The 15,157-nt window shown below is 37.1% G+C and carries 14 protein-coding genes; 1 reads left to right on the top strand and 13 read right to left on the bottom strand.

The window, feature by feature from the left end; translation table 11 throughout:
* Positions 1-48 precede the first annotated feature (48 nt).
* The 4 genes from typA to FGK96_RS02180 form a co-directional block, all read right to left on the bottom strand.
* Positions 49-1,890, bottom strand: a complete 1,842-nt coding sequence (gene typA, locus FGK96_RS02195; protein WP_138080940.1) for a translational GTPase TypA — start codon at positions 1,888-1,890, stop codon at positions 49-51.
* 175 nt (positions 1,891-2,065) lie between these two features.
* Positions 2,066-2,446, bottom strand: coding sequence for a rhodanese-like domain-containing protein (locus tag FGK96_RS02190; RefSeq protein WP_138080938.1), 381 nt, complete (start codon positions 2,444-2,446; stop codon positions 2,066-2,068).
* A 9-nt stretch (positions 2,447-2,455) separates the two neighbouring features.
* Positions 2,456-3,427 (bottom strand): ROK family glucokinase, encoded by a 972-nt coding sequence (locus tag FGK96_RS02185; RefSeq protein WP_138080936.1) that lies wholly within the window; start codon positions 3,425-3,427, stop codon positions 2,456-2,458.
* Positions 3,424-3,636, bottom strand: a complete 213-nt coding sequence (locus tag FGK96_RS02180; protein ID WP_138080934.1) for a YqgQ family protein — start codon at positions 3,634-3,636, stop codon at positions 3,424-3,426. The genes FGK96_RS02185 and FGK96_RS02180 overlap by 4 nt, the downstream gene beginning before the upstream one ends.
* Positions 3,637-3,740: 104 nt before the next feature.
* Here FGK96_RS02180 and FGK96_RS02175 point away from each other — a divergent pair, with 104 nt between their 5' ends.
* Positions 3,741-4,388, top strand: coding sequence for a prepilin peptidase (locus FGK96_RS02175; RefSeq protein WP_138080932.1), 648 nt, complete (start codon positions 3,741-3,743; stop codon positions 4,386-4,388).
* Between the two features lie 32 nt (positions 4,389-4,420).
* Here the strand turns inward: FGK96_RS02175 and FGK96_RS02170 are convergent, their stop codons facing one another.
* The 9 genes from FGK96_RS02170 to FGK96_RS02130 all read right to left on the bottom strand — a co-directional run bounded on the left by FGK96_RS02170 (position 4,421) and on the right by FGK96_RS02130 (position 15,147).
* Positions 4,421-6,166, bottom strand: coding sequence for an ABC transporter ATP-binding protein (locus FGK96_RS02170; RefSeq protein WP_138080930.1), 1,746 nt, complete (start codon positions 6,164-6,166; stop codon positions 4,421-4,423).
* Positions 6,159-7,901 carry an ABC transporter ATP-binding protein gene (locus tag FGK96_RS02165; RefSeq protein WP_138080928.1) on the bottom strand — a complete coding sequence of 581 codons (1,743 nt, stop codon included), beginning with the start codon at positions 7,899-7,901 and terminating at the stop codon, positions 6,159-6,161. Before FGK96_RS02165 ends, FGK96_RS02170 begins: the two co-directional genes overlap by 8 nt.
* 79 nt (positions 7,902-7,980) lie before the next feature.
* Entirely contained in the window at positions 7,981-8,490 is a 510-nt protein-coding gene (locus tag FGK96_RS02160) for a VanZ family protein (protein ID WP_172601579.1), read from the bottom strand.
* Entirely contained in the window at positions 8,491-9,576 is a 1,086-nt protein-coding gene (gene rlmN / locus FGK96_RS02155) for a 23S rRNA (adenine(2503)-C(2))-methyltransferase RlmN (RefSeq protein WP_138080926.1), read from the bottom strand.
* Between the two features lie 3 nt (positions 9,577-9,579).
* The gene (locus FGK96_RS02150) at positions 9,580-10,194 is read right to left on the bottom strand and encodes a YutD family protein (RefSeq protein ID WP_138080924.1); all 615 of its coding nucleotides are present in this window, start codon (positions 10,192-10,194) and stop codon (positions 9,580-9,582) included.
* A complete protein-coding gene (locus tag FGK96_RS02145) occupies positions 10,191-11,546 on the bottom strand; it encodes a bifunctional metallophosphatase/5'-nucleotidase (RefSeq protein WP_138080922.1) in 1,356 nt (451 codons plus the stop codon). Before FGK96_RS02145 ends, FGK96_RS02150 begins: the two co-directional genes overlap by 4 nt.
* A 167-nt stretch (positions 11,547-11,713) precedes the next feature.
* Entirely contained in the window at positions 11,714-12,682 is a 969-nt protein-coding gene (locus FGK96_RS02140; protein WP_138080920.1) for a substrate-binding domain-containing protein, read from the bottom strand.
* A gap of 39 nt (positions 12,683-12,721) precedes the next feature.
* Positions 12,722-13,666, bottom strand: a complete 945-nt coding sequence (locus FGK96_RS02135; RefSeq protein ID WP_172601578.1) for an ABC transporter permease subunit — start codon at positions 13,664-13,666, stop codon at positions 12,722-12,724.
* 2 nt (positions 13,667-13,668) lie between these two features.
* Positions 13,669-15,147 carry a sugar ABC transporter ATP-binding protein gene (locus FGK96_RS02130; protein WP_138080918.1) on the bottom strand — a complete coding sequence of 493 codons (1,479 nt, stop codon included), beginning with the start codon at positions 15,145-15,147 and terminating at the stop codon, positions 13,669-13,671.
* Positions 15,148-15,157 lie beyond the last annotated feature (10 nt).

Below are 15,157 nucleotides of genomic sequence, written 5' to 3'. Positions count from 1 at the left end.
TAAAAAGATAAGCTTTTTAAAAATCTTTAATCGTTTTAATGGACATGCTTACTCAGCAGATTTTTTCTTTTTACTTGCTTTATCACGCGCTGCTTTATTAAGAATTTGTTTACGAAGACGAATAGATTCTGGAGTGACTTCCATATACTCATCATCATTAAGGAATTCTAAAGATTCCTCTAAAGTTAGGATACGAGGCGTTTTAATAACAGAAGTTTGATCTTTATTAGCTGAACGAACATTCGTCATCTGTTTTGCTGTGGTAATATTGACACCTAGGTCATTATCACGTGAATGCTCCCCGATAATCATTCCTTCATAAACTTCCGTTCCAGGATTAACAAAAATTGTTCCACGCTCTTCTACACGCATAATTGAATAGGTTGTCGCTTTTCCTTGATCAATCGAAACAAGAGCACCACGATGACGTCCTCCAATTTCACCACCCACGACTGGTAAATACTGATCAAAAGTATGGTTCATAATTCCGTAACCACGAGTCATTGAAAGAAATTCAGTAGAATAACCAATCAAACCACGTGCAGGAATTAGGAAGATTAAGCGTGTTTGACCGTTTCCGACCATTTGCATATCTAACATATCGCCTTTACGTTCTGAGAGTGATTGAATGATCGCCCCTTGATATTCTTCTGGCGTATCAATTTGCACGCGCTCAAACGGCTCACATTTAACACCATCAATTTCTTTGATGATAACTTCAGGACGAGATACTTGTAACTCATAGCCTTCACGACGCATTGTTTCAATAAGAATAGCCAAGTGAAGCTCACCACGACCAGAAACAGTCCATTTATCAGGTGAATCAGTAGGATCGATACGGAGTGATACGTCTGTCTGTAATTCTGCTTGTAAACGTTCTTCAATCTTACGTGAAGTTACCCATTTACCTTCGCGACCAGCAAAAGGTGAATTGTTAACCAAGAAAGTCATTTGAAGAGTTGGCTCGTCAATACGCAGAATTGGTAATGGTTCAATAGCATTCGTTGGAGTAATTGTTTCTCCAACAAAGATATCTTCCATACCTGAAACAGCAATCAAATCACCAGCTTTTGCTTCTTCAATTTCACGACGCTCTAAGCCAAAGAAACCAAAGAGTTTTGTAACACGGAAATTCTTAGTAGAGCCATCTAATTTAGAAAGGGTAACATTATCGCCAACTTTGATAGTTCCACGGAAAACACGACCAATCCCAATACGTCCAACAAAGTCATTATAGTCTAATAACGACACTTGGAATTGTAAAGGCTCGTCAGAATTATCAACTGGTGCTGGAATATGATCAATGATTGTATCAAAGATTGGTGCCATAGTATGTTCTTGATCTGCTGGATCATCAGAAAGTGACGATGTTCCATTAATTGCTGATGCATAAACCACTGGAAATTCCAATTGTTCATCATCTGCACCAAGTTCAATGAAAAGTTCCAACACTTCATCTACAACTTCAGCTGGTCGAGCTGAAGGTTTATCGATTTTATTAACAACTACAATAGGAACCAAATCTTGTTCTAAGGCTTTTTTCAAAACAAAACGTGTTTGTGGCATTGTTCCTTCGTAGGCATCCACGACAAGAACGACCCCATCAACCATTTTCATGATCCGTTCAACTTCACCACCGAAGTCCGCGTGACCAGGTGTGTCCATGATGTTGATACGAACATCATTGTAAGCAACAGCCGTATTTTTAGCCAGAATGGTGATACCGCGCTCTTTTTCAATATCGTTTGAATCCATTGCACGCTCTTGAAGTTCTTTACGTTCGTCAAGTGTGTGTGATTGTTTCAGCAATTCATCAACAAGTGTTGTTTTTCCGTGGTCAACGTGAGCGATGATGGCAACGTTACGGATATCGTTTCTTAGTTCTGTCATTTTTTCCTCTTGTAGCATAATATTTTTTAACTAAACAAGTATAACACAAATTAATTGAAAAAACAGAAATTGTCTTGTTGTAAATGTTTTCAGTTCAGCTTTTGATTTTTCCATGAAAAAATTCAGACATCAAAATACCAAAAAAGCAAGTAGATAAATCTACTCACTTTATTTCTTATTTTGTTTTTCCATCCCAGTAATCAAAACCATCTTTTAAAAGATAGAGGTTGGTATACCCAGCTTTTTTTAGCTTACGAATAGCACTTGGAGCAAAACGATTTGTAACATTTTCATAAATTAGAATTGGTTTATCATGTCGCAATGATTTAATAGAAGCATCAAATTGTTGTCTAGGAAAATTACGTGCCCCTAAAATATGGCGTTTCCTAAAAGTTACTGGATCCCTCAAGTCAATAATTTGACTATAATACATCATCTCTTTAAAAGTGTCATTATCAATCCGCTTAACCATGCGCTTAAAGGTAAAATAATTCCAAATAAAATAAACAGCTGTTCCAACTAATATAGTCCAACCCAAAATTGTAACTAACGACATCTTCTCCTCCTATTTGCTAGCTAATTGGTTAGCTAGGCTTGCTGCCCCAATAATACCAGCGTCATTTCCTAATTCAGCAATCTTAATTTTTGTTGACGTTTTAACTTGTGGGAAAGCAAAAGTCAAAAAATATTTCTCAATACGTGAGCGTAAAAACTCACCTGCTGCCGACACTCCCCCACCGATAACAACTGAATCGGGATTAAGAATATTAGAAATATTTGCAGTCGCAAGCCCTAGATAAAAGCCTACTTTTTCAACAACTGAATCCGCAAACGAGTCACTAGCTTCTGCCGCCATAAAAATATCTTTACTTGTGACCGCTTCACCATTGTCAATAGCTGCTTTAATCGCCGAATCACCTTCATAAGATTCAGCAAGTAGACGTGCTACTTTAACAACACCGGTCGCCGAAGCTACGGTCTCTAAGCAGCCATGTGAGCCACAGGTGCAAGCAAAACCATTTTCAGGTTCTACAATCATGTGACCAATTTCGCCCCCTGCACCAGCAACGCCGTGAATAAGATTGCCATCAGCAATGATTCCACCTCCGACACCGGTTCCCAAAGTCATAAAAACAACATCAGGATTATTGTCGCCTGCACCTATCCAGCGTTCACCAAGTGCTGCAACGTTTGCATCGTTGTCAATGGCAAAAGGAATCCCTAGCTCTTTTTCAATAACAGAACCTACTTCTTGCGTCTCTTTCCAGTTAAGGTTAAAAGCTCCAGTAACCGTATTGCGAACGCGATCAACTGCTCCTGGAGAACCCATTCCAATCCCAACAAAATCCTCTTTACTTAAACCATAAAGAGCAAGACGATGCTTTAAAGAAGCAACGATATCAGGAACAATATGCTTACCATTTTCTAAAGTATTTGTCTCAATAGCCCACTTTTCTTGAACTTCACCTTCTAAGGTTAAAATACCAAACTTGATCGTTGTCCCACCTAAATCAATACCGATTAATTTTTGACTCATTTTTTCTGTCCTTCTTTTTCTAATTCTAGTCTGTGCTCACGTCGCAAAATCAGTTCAGCATTTAAGTAATCATTTTTGTCCATTAAACCATTATCATAAATTCGCTTCAGTTCAATTTTCATCATTTCAATATCATAAAGCCGCTTGCCGATATAGATATAAATACCAAAATTTTTCAATAATTGTTGCACATCATATAAGGTTTTCATATAAGTAGATTCTAGCAAATTATCAGACTTTTTTCAAGGTGATTAAGCAATCGCTTTCCTCTTTTTCTTTACTATTTTTCACTATCTTTTTCGAATAAATAGGTATGACCATACTACTTTATTTTTTCCTTGGAGCAAGCTTAGGCTCCTTTGTTGGCCTAGTGTTTGATAGGTTTCCCGCAAAGTCTATTCTTTGGCCACCAAGTCATTGCCCACACTGTCAGAATCGACTAGGAGTTAAAGACTTGATACCCGTTTTATCGTTTATAGCCAACAACTGCCACTGTCGTTTTTGCAAAGTATCTATAAATCCCCTTTACATAATTCTAGAAGTCTTATATGGGCTCCTATTTGTCTTCTATGCCTTAACAGGTATCCTCAACCTGACAGATTTGAGCCTTACTTCCTTTTCTATCCTTCTTTCACTTTTTGATATCAAATCAAGATCCTACCCAATGATCTTCTGGTTGATAGCTTATACCTTGGCAGTAATGGTTGTGGGATTTAATCTTTTATCCTGTATTTTTCTGACTTTAGCTCTATTAGCGATCCTCTTCCCCCAGAAGATTGGTAGTGGAGACTTCTTTTATCTCTCCCTTTTAGCCTTGGCTTACCCTCTATCAACTGTTTTATGGATTATTCAGGGAGCGAGTCTCCTTGGAATTCTATATTGTCGTTTCCTGGCTCAGAAATCTATTCCCTTTATTCCTTTTTTGACTCTGGCTCTGTTGATCTACATACTTATAACATAAAAGCCTAGGATTTGAATCCTAGACTAGATTTTTTAGTTATTGGCCATCATCCCAGCTTGTAATTGATACATTCTGTAATAAGCACCTTTTTTGCTTAAAAGTTCCTCGTGACTACCATTTTCAATAATAGTTCCTTTATCAAGCACATAGATACAATTAGCATCTTGAATAGTTGATAAGCGGTGTGCAATTGCAATAGTCGTTCGACCCTTACGCATTTTTGCCAATGAATTCTGAACAATTTGCTCCGTAGCAGAATCAATATTAGCTGTCGCTTCATCAAGAATCAATATTTTTGGTTGACTAGCGACGGTACGCGCAAATGCTAGAAGTTGACGCTGGCCTGTAGAAAAACTAGAACCGCGTTCTGTAACGGGAGCATAATATTTTTCTGGCAATTTATTAATGAAATCATCAGCATCAACAAACTCAGCAGCTTCTTGAACAACTTGATCACTAATGTCTTGATACATTCTAATATTTGATGCAATAGTTCCATGATAAAGAAATGGATCTTGGAGAACTAGTCCTACAGCTTTCCGTAATGCCTCAGGACTATATTTCCTAATATCCTGCCCATCAATTAGGATTTGCCCTTCAGAAAATTCATAAAAACGCATAAAAATATTAATAATAGAGGACTTGCCTGATCCTGTTGCACCAACAAAAGCAATCGTTTCTCCCTTATTAACCTTAAAGGAAATCTTATTTAAAACCTTATGTTGACCATCATAAGAAAAAGAAACCCGTTTAAATTCGATATTACCTTGCTCAATTTTTTCAAGACTCGCGTCTTGTGATGGCTCATAAGCTACCTCGTCAATAAGTTTAAAAACTCTTGATGCCGATATCATAGAAGTTTGAAGAGTAGAAAAATTTTGCGTAACCTCAATTAGAGGATCAAAAAGTCTATTGACATACTGAATAAAAGCATACATGATACCAGCTGTTAGGCCACCATTCAAACCTTTGAAACCAAAATAAGTCATTAGAACAGCATAAGCCAATAATTTCAGCAAAGACATAGCAGGTCGTAAGAAAATACTGTCTAGAGCAACTGACTTATTAGCATAGACGACATGTTCTTTATTAATTAACTCAAATTCTGCTTTCAGACGCTCCTCCTGACCAAAAGCTTGAATAATACGAATACCCTCAATACTTTCTGCCAGTTTCGTATTAATGTCTGAAAGTAAACTTCTAGTTTTAGCAATCACGTCAACCGATTTTTTACGGTATAAGTTAACAAGAATAAAGATAAAGGGTAAAAAAATTGCAACTAATGCTGTTAACTTAGCATCAAGCATCAACATCGTGTAGAGAGTAACCGTAAAAATAAAAATAGCTGAAACAAAGCTAGACAATAAACCTGAAAACATATCACTTACTGCCTCAGTATCATTTGTGATGCGGGAAACAATTGAACCTGCTGGTGTCTTATCAAAATAAGCCATCCCAAGCTTTTCCATATTTGCAAAAGCATCTCTGCGGATATCACGAACAATACTATAAGAAACTTTAGCAAAAAAGAGGTTCCCAAAATATTGAATTAAGCTTTGAAGAAGGTAAAGGCCATAGTAACCAATCAGTATCACAAAAGCTGACTGATTAATCGCCTCTAGATAGTGATCAATAAAATAAGAGGCCACTAATGGGATAAGACTTTTAATCACTGTTGTTAAAAGTAAGAGTCCTAGAGCCAGCACAGTAATCCATTTATAAGGTTTTAAATAAGATAATAATCTTTTAAAAACATGCCATTGATTATCATTAGACATTTCCTTGACCCTCCATTTCCATTTGTTGCGAAACGTAAGTCTTAGCATACCAGCCATTTTTTTGAATTAAATCCTCATGCCTGCCACGCTCAATAATACGGCCATTTTGCATGACTAAAATTAGGTCTGCATGAACTACCGCACTCAAACGGTGAGCTGTTATAATAGTGGTCTTATGACGTCTTGTCTCTTTTAAGTTTTCAATAATAGCATGCTCAGTTTTAGCATCAACTGCCGATAGAGAATCATCTAAAATTAGAATTTCTGGATTCAAAACCATCGCTCGACTCATAGCTAATCGTTGCTTTTGTCCCCCAGAAAGAGATACGCCCTTTTCACCAATGAGAGTATTGAAGCCTTCTGGCATATCCATAATATCATCATAAACTTGGGATAGCTTAGTTGCTGCAACTACTTGTTCTTGTGGTAAATCTGTGTTACCAAAACGAACATTCTCTAAGATAGTTGTGGCAAAAAGGAACTGATCTTGAGGGACATAGCCTATTAAATGACGGATATCTTCTAGACGATAAGCTTCAACGTTATAGCCATTCAATGAAATTGAACCCTCTGTCACATTATATTCTCTCAACAATAACTTGATTAAGCTCGTTTTGCCTGAACCCGTTTGCCCAACGAGCCCTAATGTTTGACCTTTTTCAAGGACAAAGTGAATGTCTTTCAAGATTGTCTCATTCTCATACTGGAAGGCTGCAATATTGTATATTAAAGTTCCATTAGCAACTTCCTTTACTGGATTCTTAGGGTCTTGAACATCGGATTTTTGATCCAGCAAAACGTTAATTCTATCATAAGAAACTGACCCTCTTTGAATCATATTAAATAAAAAGCCAACGGCCATCAGTGGCCAAACTAGCATATCTAAATATGTAATAAATGTGACCAAACTCCCTATGGTAATTTGATTTTCTTTTATCATGTAAGCCCCAACTAAAAGAGTAAGGACATAGGAGGCTCCAATGAATAACAGCACCAGAGGATCAAACATGACATCATAAGTCATAGTTTTAATATTTTTTTGGAAAGTCTTTTGATTAATGTCTTGAAAAGCTGCTAGCTCCTGACTCTGATAACCGAAGGACTTAGTCACTTTTATTCCTGACACACTTTCTTGAACTTTATTATTAAGATCGGAGAAAGCTGCTTGCGATTCTCCAAAAGCTTTATGAGTCTTGCGTCCTAAACGACTAGTAGCATAAGCCATAAATGGCAATGGTAGTACAGCAATCAACGTCATCTGCCAAGAAATACTTAAAAACATGGTCACTAAGGTCACAACAGCTGTAATTGATGCATCCACAGCTGACATAACTCCTCCCCCTGCAAGGCGCGTCAAGGAATTAATATCATTGGTCGCGTGAGCCATGAGATCACCAGTTCGGTATTTTTGATAAAAAGATGGGGACATTTGAGTAAAGTGTTCAAAGAGTCGAAACCGCATAATGCGTCCAAGTCGATAAGAAGTTCCAAAAATGCAGATACGCCATATATAACGTAAGAAATACATGGCTAGCGCTGATAGAATTAACCAACAGAGTTGCCATAACAATTGTTTTTTGGTCAATTGTCCACTTGTAATTCCATCAATAACGAATCCCATTATTTTAGGCGGAATCAAATTTAGAAATGCCACTACACTTAGGGCAAGTATCCCGATAAGATAGGGAAACTTTTCTTGTTTAAAGAACCACCATAGGTGCTTGATAATTGACATATCTCTCCTTTCAAATTTAAATTGTCACTCAATTTTCATAATGATTAGCTAAAAAAAGTCTCTCCCAACTGGAGAGATTTCAATCTCTTTTGATCACTTGTTTACGTATCAAAAGATAGGTTAGATAAGCTAGTAAGGCTCCTAATGTATTCGTCCATAAATCATCAATCTCAAAAACACGATTAGCATTAATGACCAAGTCTAAGAACAGTTGACTGGTTTCAATAACCAAACTTATACTAAATCCCAATAGAAGACTTTTCCCATAGCTCTGCCATTTACTTGAAATAAGATGGATAAAAAGAACCAAAGGGTAAAGTAACAAAATGTTTAAAGCATTTTGGCAAAAAATCCAGATGAGTTGCTTAAGAGAGTTTACTTGATTTAAACCAATAATAGAATTAAAGGGTACCAAGAGAAGGCGCAAACGACCAAGGTACAAGATGTTTGGTGTTTCCATCCCATTAAAGAGCCCTGGGCTAGGAGTGAAACACATCACACCAACAGCCAAAACGTAGATTACTAGGAGGATCTCGATAGTATAGAGTAACTGCTTGGATAAGCGAAGAGGATTATCGATCCAAGACATCTATTGTCCTACTTTCGCCATTCTTTTTTGGCGATCCTTTTTCATTGTATTTGATCGTAACTGTCCACAAGCTGCATCAATATCAGTCCCATGTTCTTGTCTGACAACACAATTTACACCATTCTTTTTCAAGATATCATAGAAGGCTTCAACGCGTGCTTTAGGACTTCGACTATACTGATCATGCTCTGAAACTGGATTATATGGAATAAGATTGACATAAGATAACTTACGGATATTCTTCGTTAAAGCAGCTAGTTCTTTTGCTTGTTCCACCCCATCATTTACCTCGTTTAACATAATGTACTCGAAAGTAACTCGACGGTTAGTGGTTTCAATATAGTATTCAATGGCAGCAAAAAGTTTTTCCAAAGGAAATGACCGATTGATGCGCATGATGCTTGAGCGTAACTCATTATTTGGTGCATGTAGTGATACCGCCAAGTTAACTTGGACACCTTCATTCGCGAATTCCCGAATCTTGTGCGCCAGTCCAGAAGTCGATACTGTGATATGACGCGCACCAATTGCTAGACCATTGTCATCATTTATAGTTCTTAGAAAGGTCATGACATTTTTATAGTTGTCAAAAGGCTCTCCGATGCCCATAACAACAACATGGCTGACGCGCTCATCTTGCCCACGCTCATCAAAGTATTTTTGGACCAGCATAATTTGTGCTGTAATTTCACCACTATTCAGATCTCTTTGCTTCTTTATCAACCCGCTAGCGCAGAAAGTACACCCAATATTACAGCCAACTTGAGTCGTCACACAAACTGAATGTCCGTAGTGTTGACGCATGAGAACAGTTTCGATTAACATACCATCTGGTAACTCAAAGAGATATTTGACAGTCCCGTCAGCTGACTCTTGAACAATCCGTTGTTTTAGAGGATTAAGGCAAAATTGTTCATTTAAGAGTGACATAAAATCTTTAGAAATATTGGTCATCTCTTCAAAAGATTGAACACGTTTCTTATAAAGCCAATCCCAAATTTGAATCGCTCTAAATCTCTTTTGCCCATTTGCAATTGCCCAATCTATGAGTTCATCACGGGTTAAGCTATAAATTGATGGTTTCATGGATTACTTATCCTTCTTTCTGATAATAAAATGGTCATTAGAAGCCCCACGTGCTCTGGTTTGTTTAGAATCATTTTTCTTTGAATGTGTTTTAACAGAATCTTTACGTTTTCGACCTGACACTTTTTGAAAAGTTTTTTCTTTCTCAATCACTTTTTCTTTAGATTTAGGTCTAGCTTTGACATTTTCTTTAACTGTCGTTCTTTTCCGATTGTTTGAACGATGATTCTTTCGACGGCGAGGACTTCTTTCCTCTTCAAACTTAATCTCAACAGGTTGACTGTTTTCTAAAACAAAATAAGCACAACCAAAATTACAAAATTCTTTTATATAATCTTCTAGTCGCGAAATCCGATTAGATTTTTTTACCTCATGGGAATCTTTATAAAAGCCTTTTAACCGTAGCTGTTCATTACCCCAATCACCAACAATGTAGTCATATTTAAGTAAAATCTCTGTAAAACGCTGACTAAATGCTGTGGCATTAAAGGCATCTTTCTCATTCTCTATGAGGGAAAATTCCAATTGATCACTTTTGACTATTTTGTCAAAAGCAATGAATTCTGGTCCTGGAAATTTATTGTAATTGTACATTTCAGGGGAAATCTCTTTTTTCATCGGGCTCCTTTCGTGTATCTCTCATTTCTTTTTATGAGGTACTTTTCAACAACTTCTCTCAGTAAATCTGGAAACAATAATTCTGCTTCTGATTCCTTTACACTTGGAAAATAAGAGGCAAAATAATATTGATCTACTAGGACCAAACTAATATTGTCCGACTTATCCATAACTTTACCATTGTACACTATTTTTTCATTTTTGTAAGTAAAGCCATCACTATATAGTTGCCCAAAACATTTCCCTCGAAAGCCCATACCTCTTATTTCCTGATCTTTCAATAATGCTTCTTTGCTGTAAATATCATGACAAATTCTTTGGAAAGTTTCACCATTCAATTGTAACCTGACTAAGCGCATTTGATGAGGCAAGGCAGCATGTAACTGCTCTGCTGTCAGAAGTCTATCAAATGCTTTCAACAGAAGACCTGAATTGATTATACAAGTTTCTGCTTTAGCATAATCTTTCATCGCTGACATGACCAAGGAAAGGGATTCTTCAAAATTCAAGCGACGACTTATTTTGCAAATTTGTTTTTGTTTCAGGAGTCTTTCCCCTTCCTTGGTAAGTCCCTTAATAAAGTCCTGATCTTTTTTCTGACTAGCAAAATGACTGGTTTCATGGGCAATTATTTCAATGGCCGAAATCTTTCGATTATCAATACTAAGATTAATTTCCCCCACATATTGTCCGTATTTACCAGCTGCTGCCATGTATATTCCATTTAAACAGGCTCCATCTTCAAAAACATGATGCGTATGAGCCCCTATAATTAAATCAAGACCAGTCACTTCTTTGGTAATCGTCTCGTCAGTCCGAATCCCCAAATGACTAAGTAAAATACGAATATCCGCTGATGCTACTTCTGGAAGCTCTAAGTCCCTTTTCAGACTTTCAATAGGATTTTCAATCTGCCAGCCATTGGGCTGATAGGTTTTATAATAAGGAAAAGTATAAGCTAACAAGGCAATTTTGCTACCTGCCTTTGTTTGATGAATATGATAGGGCTTGGACCATCTAGGTTTCCCATACTCATCAGTCATATTACCAAGGATAACTGTGAAATTTGCATCATCATAAACCTGATTAAGAGCCTCTTTACTTAGGCCAATTCCTTCATTATTTCCAATAGTAGCATACTGTATTCCCAATTGATTCATTAACTGAACATTTGCTTTTCCTTTTGTGGCCTCTGTCAAAGGATGACTTAGATCAATATTGTCACCAATATCAACCTTGATGACTTCTGCACTTGTTTTTGACGCTTCAGCGAAAAAACGCTCTATTTTAGGGTACGCTTCAAAATGAGAATGCAAGTCATTCAGATGTAAGATTCGAATGGATTCTACCATAGAAATACCTTTCTGTCTCCTCTAATCAGTTTTTTAGACCTATCGTCTTAAACTAATCATAGTATAGCATGTTTCTTCTTTGTTTTCTGACTTTTGATTTTCTTTCAAGCTTTGCCATTTTAAAATTGCAAAGTAAAAAGGAACATTGAAATGTTCCTTCTCAAAAATTACCAGTTGTATTTATCAACATTATCTTTAGTTACTAAATAGATTGGTGATACTGTTTTTGCTTCAACTTTTTTTCCTTGATAGTGATCAATAGCTGCTTGAATTGCGATTTCTCCCATTTTTGCAGGCTGTTGGGCAATTGTAGCAGTCAAATCACCTTTTTTAATAGCTTCATGGGCATCTGGCTGACCATCAATTCCTACAATTACTACATTTTTTAAGCCAGCGGACTTAACGGCTTGTGCTGCACCTAGAGCCATTTCATCATTTTGTGCAAAGATAACTTGAACATCCTTATGACCTTGAATCATATTTTGTGCTGTGTTCAAGGCTTTAGCGCGGTCAAAATTTGCTGATTGACTAGATAAAATATCTAATTTTTCTTTCGCAACTTTATTGAAACCATTACCACGGTCTACAGTTGCTGAAGCGCCTGGCACGCCTGAAAGTTCGAAAGTTTTTGCTTTTTCACCTAACCCTTTAACAACGAATTCAGCAGCCATTTTCCCAGCCTCTACGTTGTCGGAAGCAACCGTTGTGAGAACTTTACCACCTTCACTGCCACGGTCAATTAAAATAACAGGAATATTAGCAGAGTTAGCAGCTTTTATTGAAGTAACAACAGCTTTTGAATCAACTGGGTTAATTAGAATGGCATCAACATTTTGGCTAACGAAGTTTTGAATATCATCTGCTTGGCGTGCTGCATCATCTTGAGCATCTGCTACTTTAACACTAACTTTCTTACTTCCCGCATACTTATCGATACCATCTTTCATAGCAACAAAGTACGGATTGTTAGTTGTAGAAATGGAAATACCTAGTTTTAAATCTTTAGCTGCTTTTTTAGTGACTCCTTTTGAATTTGAGTCAGATGAATTACCTAAGCCTGTTTTCCCACAAGCCCCTAACACGAGAACCATTGATAGCAATAGGGCTAAAAAGCCAAGTTTTTTTCCAAATTTCATATGAAACTCCTTTTTATTTTTTGTTCTTTTCTATAATAGCTAAGCTTTGGCTACCTTGAAGCGGTCAAGTAAGACTGCTATCAGAATAACAACACCTTTTACTACCTGTTGCCAAAAGGCTGAAACACCAATAATGTTTAAACCATTATTCAGTACGCCGATAATTAGTGCCCCAATTAAGGTTCCGATAATTCGACCCTTACCACCTGAAAGTGACGTTCCTCCTAAGACAACAGCTGCGATGGCATCCATCTCATAACTGGTTCCTGCCGTGGGTTGGGCAGAACTTAAACGTGACGTAATAATCAAACCTGACATAGCAGCCATCATACCAGAAATGGTATAAATAACAATTTTTACTTTATTGAGCTTAACACCTGAGATATACGCTGCTTTTTCATTCCCTCCCAGCGCGTATACGGATTTCCCAAAGGCAGTTTTATGTAAAAGAACATACAAGATAAGAAAAATAAGAAACATCAATACTACTGGAAATGGTATGCCAAATAGGTAACCTTGACCAATAAACTGGAAGAGAAAGCTATCTGATAGACCTCCTGTGATCGGATTCCCATTAGTATAAACAAGAGTCGCTCCCCGAAAAATAGTCATTGTTGCTAAAGTCACGATAAAGGGGGCTAGTTTTCCATAAGAGATGAACAAGCCATTCAACATACCAAAAATCCCCCCCAGTACTAGAGCCAGAAGAACTGCTATGCCTACGGGAATCCCCTTCGCTATCATCCCCGCTGTTAGAGCACTTGAAAGGGCTAATATTGACCCAACTGACAAATCGATACCACCTGTTAAGATGACAAAGGTCATCCCAAACGCAATAAAGCCATTGGCAGTAACTTGCAACAATAAGTTAAGCAAATTATTTGTTGTTAAAAAGTTCGGATTAATCATCGTAATAACAACCATCAATCCTACCAGCGCTACCAGAGTCGTCAACTCTGATATATAATTCATTACTTTTTTCACCCTTATTCTCCTCCTGTTGCTAGTTGCATGACTTTTTCTTGACTTGCTTCTTCTTTAGTCAGTTGACCAGTAATACGACCCTCATGCATGACAATAATGCGATCACTGACACCCAGAACTTCTGGTAAATCAGAAGACACCATGATGATTGGAACACCTCTTTCAGCAAGTTCATTCATGAGTTGATAAATTTCCCTTTTAGCACCTACATCAACACCTCGTGTTGGCTCATCTAAAATCAGAACTTTAGGAGCAATTCCAATCCACTTGGCTAGGACAACCTTCTGCTGATTACCGCCTGATAAGTTCCCAACTGGTAATTGTGGACTACCAGATTTAATCCGGAAACGGTCAATTAGTTGCTGACTAAAAGTGCGACTTGTTTTTTCATCAAATAGCCCATTTTTAACAAATTCCTTAGAACTTGGTAAAGTCATATTATCTTTTATTGAAAAATCAAGGATTAAACCTTCATCTTTGCGATCTTCTGTCAGAAATCCAATTCCTTTTGCAATGGCTTGTGCTGGATTATTAATTGTTACTTCTTGCCCATTGATCAAAATAGCACCAGATTCTTTTTTATCCAGACCAAAGATGCTACGCATAACTTCTGTTCGTCCTGCTCCCATCAGACCTGAGAACCCGAGAATCTCTCCTTTTCTAACAGCAAAGGAAACGTTATTAAATGCTTGATTGTTCAGATTTTTAACCTCAAAGGCAACATCTCCAATTTCAGCATTTTTCTGAGGATAAAAATCATTAAGTTCACGTCCAACCATCTTACGTACGAGCTCATGGGGGGTGGTTTTGACTGTTTCTACTGTATCAACTACAATACCATCACGCATAACAGTCACTAAGTCAGTTATTTTAAAAATTTCTTCCATGCGATGAGAAATATAAATAATGCCCACACCTTCTTGTTTTAAACTCCTAATAACACGGAAGAGATTTTCTGTTTCACGATCCGTCAAAGCAGCTGTCGGTTCATCCATAATAAGTATTGATACTTTTGTTAGTAAACATTTGGCAATTTCAATCATTTGTTGTTGACCAACAGATAACTGACCAATAGCTTTGTTCAATGGAATCTTAACACCTAATCGCTCAAAAGCTTCATTTGCTTTGATTCGCATAGCTTTTTGGTCTAAAAGACCGAATTTTGTTTTTAGTTCTCGACCAAGAAAAAGATTTTCCAGAACCGTCATTTCTGACCAAGTATTCATCTCTTGATGAATAAACGAAATTCCAAATTTTTCTGCCTCTTGTGGGTTAGCAAAGGTTTTTTCATGATGATCAATAAAAATTTGACCTGACGTTGCAGGGAATAATCCAGTCAAAATATTCATTAAAGTTGATTTTCCAGCACCATTTTCTCCCATTAATGCATGAATCTGGCCCGATTCAATCACTAAATCAATCTTTTCTAAAACCTTATTATTTCCAAATGATTTGGAAATATCCCTCATTTCAACTTTCATGAAGAGAGTT

The sequence above is a fragment of the Streptococcus porcinus genome (assembly GCF_901542335.1).
GTDB classification, from domain to species: Bacteria; Bacillota; Bacilli; order Lactobacillales; family Streptococcaceae; genus Streptococcus; species Streptococcus porcinus_A.
The sequence above is the reverse complement of the archived record's forward strand: the minus strand, read 5'-3'. Positions and strand labels throughout refer to the sequence as shown.